This is a genomic window from Modestobacter marinus, assembly GCF_019799945.1.
Lineage (GTDB): Bacteria > Actinomycetota > Actinomycetes > Mycobacteriales > Geodermatophilaceae > Modestobacter > Modestobacter marinus_B.
In genome coordinates, this window is record NZ_JABGCH010000062.1 from 1 (window position 1) to 7,682 (window position 7,682).

Sequence of the window (7,682 nt, forward strand, 5' to 3'; positions counted from 1 at the left end):
TCGTCGACGCGCATAGCAGATCGTCGACCCCGAATCCGGGAAAGAACAGCTTGATTCCTGACAGGCCCACTTCTCAGCGCTTCGTGCTCGCCCGGGTGCCGAAGGGCAACGGGCGCAGGTTCAGGTCCTGTCAGTCCGACAGCGAAACCGCAGGTGAGTGTGCAGCGACGGTCACCAGCGAAGCGCCTGCTTGCGGTGACTGGCGGCGAGCGCCTTGGTGATCCAGTCCTCGCGTCATGCGGCCACCGTCACGGACAGCGTCCTTGACCGGCGCTCGCGCCTTGAAGGCCCTGCTGCAGGAGGTGGGTGCCTCTTGATCTTGTGTCTTCTCCCGTGCCGTCGGCCCGGCACAGCGCCTTTCCGCGCAGGCGGCCGCCGCGGGAGGTTTGTACTGGCCGCTGCGGCTTCTCCTGCGGGTTGGCAGGAGTCCCTGAAGGGCGGCCTCAGAGACATCCGCCTTCGAGGCCGTCAATTGCTCGGTCAGCGGGGGGTCGAAGATCCCGGGCGGAAGGGGGCGCCGTGGCCCGGGACGATCAGGGTCGCGAGGTCCAGGACCCGTTCCCGCTGCTGCCGCAACTCCTCGCGGTCCAACGAGTAGGGGTCGTCAGCTGGCCCTCCTCTGTCCACCACAGGTGCGTGAGGGCGACCACGTCGTCGGCTGTCCCCACCAGGGTCGTGATGTCCTGGGGTGTGTGCCCGGGCGTGGCGTGCAGCCGGATGCTCGGCGTGATGTGGGTGCCCTCCGCGGCGCGCTGGGTGAACACGTCGCCCTCGATGGTGGCGCTGGCTGAGCCAGTCAGCTGGGGCGTCTTGGGTCAGTCGGCCGAGGCGTGCCCCACCGTGGGAGGGCCCGAGGGCCTCTGGGAACGCTGGTACAGGTCTGCGACTTCCGTGAAGACGCGCACCATCACTGCCTCGGCCGGGGCGGGGACTCGCTCGCGTCGGCGAGCCAGCAGGATTCGGCGGGCGGGCGCCGTGGAGCCGATGGGGATCACGCGGACGTCCGGGTGGTGGTTGGTGACCGCGGTCCGTGGCGCCAGGGCGATGCCGAGCCCGACGCTGACCATCGCCTGCGCCTCCTGGTAGTCGTTGGCGTGGAACGCGATCCGTGGCTGGAAGCCGGCCGCACGGCAGGTCCGGTCGAGCACCTCGGCCACCGGGTGGTCCGGCTCGCGGACCACCCACTCCTCGGCGGAGAGGTCGGCGACGGCCACTCGCTTCCGGTCGGCCAGGGGGTGGTCGGCCGATACGACGAGCATCGTCGGGTCGTCGAGCAGGTGGGTCAGGGTGTAGGCGTCGGGATCGACCCGGTTCCATGCGTAGTCCCACAGCAGAGACAGGTCGACCTCCCCTGAGTCCAGCATCTGGGTCAGCTGCTCCAGCCGGGCGGAGTGGACGGTCAACCGCACGCCGGGGTGTGCGGTGCGGAAGCGGCTGACCGCGAGGGCCAGCAGCGAACCGCCAACGGTCGGGAAGGTGCCGATGGTGAGCCGTCCGCGACGCAGCCCGGCCACCTGGGCGAGGTCGGCCTCGGCTGCGGCGAGCTGCCGCGTGATGCGCCGGGCATGGTCGGCCAGCACCACGCCCGCTTCTGTCGGCGCGATGCCGCGTGGCAGCCGCTGCAGGAGCGGTTGACCGACCTCCTGCTCCAGCCTCCGGAGCTGCTGGGACACCGCAGAGGTCGTGTAGTTCAGCGCCTCCGCCGCGGCAGTCATCGAGCCGCTGTCGATCACCGCCGCGAGCACCACCATCCGTCTGACATCCAGCACGTCTGACCTCCTGACTTAAGCAACAGTGAATGGGTCTGCACATATCCGTGATTGTGCTGCACGCACGTCGATTCCACAGTCATCTCGGGCGACGCGCCGGGCGAACCGGGAGCAGGGCCCCCGATCCCACGACCTTTCTGTGCCGGGTCGGACCGCCTGACTGTGAGGAGACGACGTGCAAGAACTCACTGCGACCTGGATGCGCGGAGGGACCAGCAAGTGCTGGGTCTTCGACCGCGCCGACCTGGACGACCTCGGCCCGGACAGGGCGTCGGTGCTGCTCCGGGTCTTCGGCAGCCCCGACCCCCGTCAGGTCGACGGCGTCGGGGGAGCGACGTCGACGACGAGCAAGGCGGTGATCCTCGCGCCGGCGACGACCGGTGACGTCGACGTCGACTACACCTTCGCTCAGGTCGGGATCAACGAGCCGGTCGTCGACTGGGGGAGCAACTGCGGGAACTGCTCGGCCGTGGTCGGCATGTATGCGCTCCGCCGCGGGTGGGTCCGCCCGACCGGGGAGCTGACGACGGTCCGCGTGCGCAACACCAACACCGGTGCACTGATCGTGCAGCAGGTGCCGACGCCGGGCGGACAGGTCGAGGAGGACGGCGACGAGTACATCCCGGGCGTGCCGTTCCCGGGGGTCGGCGTGCGGATGTGGTTTCCCGATCCCGCTGGGCTGACCACCGGCGCGCTGTTGCCGACGGGCTCGCCCCGCGACAAGCTGCTGTTCGAGGGGCGTGCCGTGGAGGCCACGCTGGTGGACGCGGGCGCTCCGGTCGCGGTGCTGGACGCCGCCGGTGTCGGATTGACGGGGTCGGAGACCCCTGCGGAGATCACCGCCCGACCAGGTCTGCTGGCCGCCCTCGACGGCGTCCGGCGCCAGGCTTCAGTGCGCATGGGCCTGTCGGCCGACGAGGCGTCGGCGGAACGGGCCGTGCCCAAGCTGGCGATCGTCGCCGGGGGACCGGCCAGTGGCGAGGCCGACCTGACCGTGCGGATGCTGTCGATGGGCGATGTGCACCCCGCGCTCGCGATCACCGGGAGCGTCGCGCTGACGATGGCCGCGATCACCCCGGGGACCCTGGTCGCCGACCACGTCTCGCCCGACGCGGAAGGCCGGATCCGGCTGGCCACGCCCTCCGGCGTGGTCGTCACCCACGTCGGCGTGCTGGACGGCACGCCGGCGGTCGCGGTCACGCGTACGGCCCGACGCATCGCCGACGCCGTGCTCGCGCTGCCCGGCGAGCCCAGCACGATCGGGGGCGGAGTCCGATGAGCGACGTCAGGGAGCACTCCGCGACACAGTCCGACCCGGTCGAGCCGGCACCGGCGAGCCGAAAGGCCGCCCTGTCCATCATGGCTGCCTTCACCGTCGTGGCCGTGGCCGCCACGGTGCTCGGTGGGGACCTGCTCGACCCGGCAGCCACCACCACCGACGGTGACTACGCCGGGGAGACCGTCGAGCTGGTCATCCCACTGGCTGAAGGTGGCGGCACGGACACCTGGGCCCGGTTCATCGGGACCGAGCTGACCCGCAGCATGCCCGGACAGCCGGGTTTCGCGCCCGTCAACGAGGCGGGCGGCGAAGGCATCTCCGGCACCAACCGGTTCGCCTCCTCAGCCGAACCGGACGGAACCGAGATCCTGGTCGGCACTGCGACCACCGTGGTGCCGTGGGTCCTGGGCCGTTCCGAGGTCACCTACGACTTCAACCAACTGACCCCCATCCTCGTCAACGGCACCGGGGGAGTCATCTACGCCCGCGCCGACGCCGGCGTGGCCGGCCCAGCCGACCTGCTCGACCGTGACACCCCACTGAGGTTCGGCGGCATCAGCGCGACCGGCCTGGACCTCACCACGTTGGTCGCCTTCGACCTGCTCGACGCCGACATTGAAGCCATCTTCGGCTTCGAGGGTCGTGGCCCCGTGAACCTGGCTCTGCAGCGCGGGGAGATCGACATCGACTACCAGACCACGTCCGCGTACGGGCCTGCCGTGGAGAAGATCGCCGAGGACGGGACCGCCGTCCCCTTGATGTCCTTCGGGCAGATCGACGAGTCGGGGCAGGTGGTGCGCGACCCGAACTTCCCGGACATCCCGACCGTGGCCGAGGTCTATGAGGAACTGAACGGCCAGGCCCCGTCGGGTGAGGAGTTCGAGGCCTACAAGACCCTCCTGGAGCTGACCTACACCTACCAGAAGTCGATGTGGGTCCCGCATGACACGCCACCGGAGGCCGTCGCGACGTTGCGCGAATCCGCGGACGCACTCGGCAAGTCCGCGGAGTTCCAGGAGGCCGCCGCCGACGTGCTGGGCGGCTATCCGCTGCTGGCCGATGAGCAGCTCGCCGACAGCGTGAGCAACGCGTACACCGTCGATCCCGACGTGCGCAAGTACCTCATCGACCTGCTCCACACCGACTACCAGGTCGAACTGGACTAGGGGACGTCATGATCGAGTCTGCACTGGCCGCGCTCGCGTCGCTGGCCGACCCATCCCTGCTGCTGATGCTCGTCGCCGGCGTCGTCGCCGGCCTCGTCATGGGACTCATCCCCGGCCTGGGCGGCACCGGAGCCGTCGCGATCCTGCTGCCGGTCACCTTCGGCATGGACCCGTCCTCCGCGCTGGCGCTGCTGATCGGCGCCCTCGCTGTCGTGCACACCTCGGACACCGTGGCCGCGGTGCTGCTCGGTGCACCCGGATCGGCGTCGGCGAGTGTGACCATGCTCGACGGCTACGCCATGGCCAAGAAGGGACAAGCAGCCCGGGCGCTGAGCCTGGCGTTCCTGTCCTCCATGGCCGGAGGCATCCTCGGCGCCGTGGGCCTGACCCTGGCGATCCCGCTGGCGCGTCCACTGGTGTTGTCCTTCGGAGCGCCGGAGCTGTTCATGCTCACCATCCTGGGGGTGTCGCTGGCAGCCGTGCTCTCCCGCGGCAACGTCGCCAAGGGTCTCACCGCCGGCCTGCTCGGATTGACCCTCGGCATGGTCGGGACATCACCGACGACCGCCGAGCAACGGTTCACCGGCGGCAGCCTCTTCCTCGGTGATGGCCTGTCGCTGGTCGCGGTGGCGCTGGGCATCTTCGGCCTCGCCGAGATCGCCTCCCGGGTCGGGCAACGCAACAAGCCCGGTGAAGAGGTCAAGCTCGGCGGCGGGTGGTTCGCCGGCATCAAGGAGTGGCTGGCGCACTGGACGCAGGTGCTGCGCGGCGCGCTCATCGGCATCTGGGCCGGCGTGCTCCCCGGTGTCGGCGCCACCGCGGGCACGTGGCTCGCCTATGGCCAGGTCGTGGCCACGGCCAAGGACAAGACCAAGTTCGGCAAGGGCGATCCCCGTGGCATCGTCGGACCCGAGAGCGCGAACAACTCCGTCGAGGCCGGAGACCTCATCCCGACCCTGCTGTTCGGCATCCCGGGCGGCGTCCCGTCGGCGATGCTGCTGGGGATGCTCCTGACGTACGGCATCCAGCCCGGCCCCGCGATCGTCACCGACCACCTGGACCTGGTGTACCTCATCGTGTGGTCCTTCGCGATCGCCAGCATCCTCGGCGCCCTGCTGTGCTTCATCAGCACTCCCGGACTGGCCAAGATCACCAAGGTGCCGTTCTCCATCCTCGGCCCCGGCCTGGTCGTGGTCATGTTCCTCGGCGCGGTCCAGGAGAGCGGCCAGCTCGGCGACCTGGCCGTGATGCTCGCCCTGGGCGTCTTCGGCTGGCTGCTGAAGGAGACCGGCTTCCCCCGGCCGCCGTTCCTCATCGGCTTCGTCCTGGCCATCCCGCTGGAGCGCTACTACTTCCTCACCGAGGCCGTGTACGCCCCCAGCGAGTGGCTGACTCGCCCCTGGGTCCTGGTCTTCCTCGCGGTCCTGGTCGTGCCGGCCGTGATGGCCGTGGTCCGTCGCGTCCGAGCCCGTCGCCACACCGACGTCGACGATGCCCACCACGAGCCGCCCGGCGAGGAGGAGGGCGAGCTCACGGGCTCCATCTGGTCGCTGGCCGGAGCAGCCGGATCCCTCGTCGTGTTCCTCTCCGGATTCGTCGTCGCCTCCTCGTACTCTCCCGATGCCAGGCTGGTGCCGAGGCTGCTCTGCGCCGGAGGCGTGGTGGTGGCCGGCTGGCTGCTCGCCACCGAGATCCGGGACCGCGTGCGCTCCGGCGCCGGCGTGCGATGGACCCCCGACGTCGGGGTGGCCCTGAGGACCTTCGGGTGGATGGCCGGGTTCCTGGTGCTCGTCGCGGTCGGCGGCTACCTGGCCGCGATGCTCATCTGGGTGCCGGCCTTCCTGTTGTTCGTCTCCCGGACCCGGGCCCGAACCGTCATCACCTACACCCTGGCCGCGTCCGTGCTGGTGGCGGCGCTCCCGCTGTTGCTGCCAGTGGACCTCCCCGTCGGCCTCCTCATGAACCTGTGAAGCGCGGCCAGGCCCTCACCCCTCTGAACCAGGAGCACATCGCATGACGATCATCGTGGGCTACCTCCCCACTCCCGAAGGGCACGCGGCGCTGAGCCAGGCCGCCCAGGAAGCCATCCTGCGGCGCCAACCGCTCACCCTCGTCGACATCTCCCACCACGGCGGCCCGCACCACGGAACTCCCCTCGACCCGACGAGCCTGCCCGCCGACGTCGACGAAGTCCGGGATCGCCTGACCGCGGAACAGCTCGACCTGCAGGTCCACCCGCCCGCAGGCCTCGAACCCAGCGATGAACTCATCCGGGCGGCACAGGAGACCGACGCCGAACTGATCGTCGTCGGGCTCCGGCACCGCACACCGGTCGGCAAGTTGCTGCTCGGCAGCTATGCCCAGCGGGTACTTCTCGAGGCCGACTGTCCCGTCCTGGCGGTCAAGGCCACGCGGTGAGTTGCTGGCGTCGACATCGACCAGGGCAGCGCCCCGGCCGATGTCGACGCCACGCCACCCTCCCCGAGACTGGAGTGCGTTCCGCTGCGGGCCCAGGTTCGGTGGAGTCTCCGGCACCGTCGCCCCTCCGGGATCGGCCAACGCTCTGGCCAGAAGAACCGAGCCAGATGGCGGGTTACGCCGCGAGGTGTGGTGGCCACGGGCGTTGTCGACCGCGTGGGCCGTCCGGTCCAACGAGGGGACCTCCGGACAACGGGGCAAGGTGTCCCTGACGGCGGCTTCCAGCGACACTCGCGTTCCTTGTCGTCGCCGTCGGCGTCCCGTGGCTGGCGCGTTGCCTGCTGCCACTCGTCCGCAGATGAACGAAGGCGCTACAGGCACTTCCCGGTGCGCCGTCCCGGGACCAGGATGTCGGCCATGGCCGGCCCGGATGACGCCTTCCTGGCGCCCGACGACGCGCTGCGAGACTTCGACGAGGCCGTCGACCTCACAGCGGACGAGGACGAGGGCCCGACCGCGCCCCCTGGCGACGACGAGGCCGACCCGCCCGGCGCCGTCGGCACCGAGGTCACCCCCGGGTAGCGACGGAGCGGGACACCTGGCGGCGCCCTTCTCGGCGCTCAGCGAGGGACGTCGTCCTCCCTCAGCGGCGCCCTGATGCAGGAGGTGGTCCGGCGCCGGCGCGCATCCGCCCAGGGGTCCCACAGTGGGCCCCTCAAGGACACACGCTCAACGCATAGGCCAAGAGTGCGGCGACGATCAGCCTGCCATCGAAGTCGACAGTGTCGCGATTGATGAACACCCTCAACCGAGCAGCGGCATAAGGAACCCGCACGATTTCGGGGGAACCACATGGGTCTACGTCCGGCAGCGGACCACCAGCCAGGCCCGCAGAGCGGCACTGGACGGTTGGCTCGAGCTCTAGTGCCGCGGCTGCCAACCTTCGCCCGGCTGGGCGTGCCTGACTAAGCCCCGTCCGGCGCTGAGCGGACCAGCCTTGTCTCGTCTGATCCTGACTTCCCCGCAGGAGATGCGAGATGGTCCACTCCG

At 70.2% G+C, this 7,682-nt stretch carries 7 protein-coding genes; 5 read left to right on the plus strand and 2 right to left on the minus strand.

Annotation, left to right across the window (positions count from 1 at the left end; genetic code table 11):
* Positions 1–533: 533 nt before the first annotated feature.
* Together HK417_RS23820 and HK417_RS23825 are read right to left on the minus strand one after the other, a co-directional pair.
* On the minus strand, positions 534–764 hold the full coding sequence (locus tag HK417_RS23820; RefSeq protein ID WP_222272993.1) for a hypothetical protein: 231 nt from the start codon (positions 762–764) through the stop codon (positions 534–536).
* 51 nt (positions 765–815) lie between these two features.
* Positions 816–1,769 (minus strand): LysR family transcriptional regulator, encoded by a 954-nt coding sequence (locus HK417_RS23825; protein WP_222272996.1) that lies wholly within the window; start codon positions 1,767–1,769, stop codon positions 816–818.
* 175 nt (positions 1,770–1,944) lie between these two features.
* Between HK417_RS23825 and HK417_RS23830 the strand changes: the two genes are divergently transcribed.
* From HK417_RS23830 to HK417_RS23850, 5 genes are all read left to right on the plus strand, one after another.
* Positions 1,945–3,048, plus strand: coding sequence for a PrpF domain-containing protein (locus tag HK417_RS23830; RefSeq protein WP_222272999.1), 1,104 nt, complete (start codon positions 1,945–1,947; stop codon positions 3,046–3,048).
* A complete protein-coding gene (locus tag HK417_RS23835; protein WP_222273002.1) occupies positions 3,045–4,214 on the plus strand; it encodes a Bug family tripartite tricarboxylate transporter substrate binding protein in 1,170 nt (389 codons plus the stop codon). Before HK417_RS23830 ends, HK417_RS23835 begins: the two co-directional genes overlap by 4 nt.
* 8 nt (positions 4,215–4,222) lie before the next feature.
* Positions 4,223–6,184 (plus strand): tripartite tricarboxylate transporter permease, encoded by a 1,962-nt coding sequence (locus HK417_RS23840; RefSeq protein WP_222273005.1) that lies wholly within the window; start codon positions 4,223–4,225, stop codon positions 6,182–6,184.
* Positions 6,185–6,227: 43 nt separating this feature from the next.
* A complete protein-coding gene (locus HK417_RS23845) occupies positions 6,228–6,632 on the plus strand; it encodes a universal stress protein (RefSeq protein ID WP_222273008.1) in 405 nt (134 codons plus the stop codon).
* Between the two features lie 417 nt (positions 6,633–7,049).
* On the plus strand, positions 7,050–7,214 hold the full coding sequence (locus HK417_RS23850) for a hypothetical protein (RefSeq protein ID WP_222273011.1): 165 nt from the start codon (positions 7,050–7,052) through the stop codon (positions 7,212–7,214).
* Positions 7,215–7,682: the final 468 nt, after the last annotated feature.

What these genes read in the sequence shown, in the direction of transcription:
- HK417_RS23835 (WP_222273002.1), top strand. Translation starts at nt 3,045, where the DNA reads ATGAGCGACGTCAGGGAGCACTCCGCGACACAGTCCGACCCGGTCGAG.
- HK417_RS23840 (WP_222273005.1), top strand. Translation starts at nt 4,223, where the DNA reads ATGATCGAGTCTGCACTGGCCGCGCTCGCGTCGCTGGCCGACCCATCC.
- HK417_RS23845 (WP_222273008.1), top strand. Translation starts at nt 6,228, where the DNA reads ATGACGATCATCGTGGGCTACCTCCCCACTCCCGAAGGGCACGCGGCG.
- HK417_RS23850 (WP_222273011.1), top strand. Translation starts at nt 7,050, where the DNA reads ATGGCCGGCCCGGATGACGCCTTCCTGGCGCCCGACGACGCGCTGCGA.